This window comes from Streptomyces sp. NH27 (genome assembly GCF_056859195.1).
The window spans coordinates 1-1,745 of the sequence record NZ_JACEGK010000868.1; the positions used below are offsets into that span (position 1 = coordinate 1).

Annotated in this window: 1 pseudogene; it reads left to right on the top strand. The window is 76.4% G+C overall.

Annotation, left to right across the window (positions count from 1 at the left end):
- Nucleotides 1-1,745, top strand: a pseudogene (locus AC13HU_RS36635) (hypothetical protein); the annotation flags it as partial.

Sequence of the window (1,745 nt, forward strand, 5' to 3'; positions counted from 1 at the left end):
GACGGCGCCTCTACTCGGTCGGGCCGGCCGGGGCGCGCTACGCCGACACCGTTCTCGACCTGCGCGGCGTCGGCGAGCCCGTGCCGCAGCCCGCACCCGCGCAGGGCGACTTCTTCGCCGACGAACCCACCGGGCCGCCGCGCCGCCCGGCACCGGCCGGCGTGCTCTTCCTGGAGAACGGCGGCGGCAAGTCCGTCCTGCTCAAGCTGATCTTCTCGGTGATGCTGCCCGGCCACCGCAACACCCTCGGCGGCGCCAGCTCCGGCGTGCTGCGCAAGTTCCTGCTCGCCGAGGACTGCGGCCACGTCGCCCTGGAGTGGCAGCACACCCTCACCGGCGAACTCGTCGTGGTCGGCAAGGTCAGCGAGTGGCGCGGCCGGCAGGTCTCGTCCGACCCGCGCAAGTTCGCCGAGGCGTGGTACTCCTTCCGCCCCGGTCCTGGCCTCAACCTCGACTCGCTGCCGGTCGCGGAGGCGACGACGGTACGGCCGCCGGTCGAGGGCGCGTCCGGCGCGCGCGGCCGGCGCCGCACGATGAAGGGCTTCCGCGACGCCCTCACCGAGGCCGGCAAGGCGTACCCGCACCTGGAGGTCGTCTGGGAGGAGATCCACGATCGGTGGAACGAACACCTCGGCGACCTCGGCCTGGACCCCGAACTCTTCCGCTACCAGCGTGAGATGAACGCCGACGAGGGCGAGGCCGCCGGCCTGTTCGCGGTCAAGAAGGACTCCGACTTCACCGACCTGCTGCTGCGCGCCGTCACCGACACCCGCGACACCGACGGCCTCGCCGACCTCGTGCACGGCTTCGCCGGAAAGCTCGGCCGCCGCGCCGAACTCACCGCCGAACGCGACTTCACCGCCGGCTCGCTCGACCTGCTGGACCGGATCGTCGAGGCCGCGGCCGTACGCGACCAGACCCGAGGCGTGCACGCCCAGTCCGAGCGCCGTACCCGTGCGCTGACCCGGCGGCTGTCCGCCCGGGCCCGCCGGGAGCGCGACCGGGCCGCCGAACTCGCCCAGGACATGGCCGACGCCGCGCACACCGTCACCGACACCGATCAGGCCCGCGCCGGCAGCGCCCGCATCGCGGCCGAACTCGCCTACCGGCACGCCTCGCTGGCACTGGCCGGCGCCGAGAAGGGCGCCGCCGCGCTGCGCCGCGAACTCACCGACGCCCGTAACCTGCACTCCGCCTGGCAGACCGCGGAGACGGTGCTGCGGCACCGTGCGGCCGGCGACCGGCTGGCCAGGGTGACCGAGGCGATCCGCGCCGCCGAGCGCGACGCGGCACCCGCGCTCGCCGCCCGTACGCAGGCCGCCGTCGAACTGGTGCGCGCGTTGCAGGGGGCCGCCGTACGGGCCGAGCGCCAGGCCGACGACGAGGAGGAGCGCTCCGCCACGCTACAGACCCTCGCCGAGGGCGCCCACCGCGACGCGACCGCCGCCGCCACCGAGGCGCAGCGCGCCCGCAGCGAGAGCGGGCACCTCGGGCAGCGGCTCGCCGAGGTCGAGCAGGAGACCGCCGAGGCGGTACGCGCCGGATGGCTCGACAACACCGAGCCCGACGCCGACCCGGCCCGCGCCGCGCTTGCCGCCGTCGACGCCGAACGCAGCGCCGAGGCGCTGGCCCGCGCCGCCGCCGGCACCGCCACCGCCGCCACCTCCCGCGCCCGCGAGGCAGCCGCCGCCGAGGCCCGCGCCGAACTCGCCGCGGCCCGCGCCACCGACGCGCTCACCGCGGCC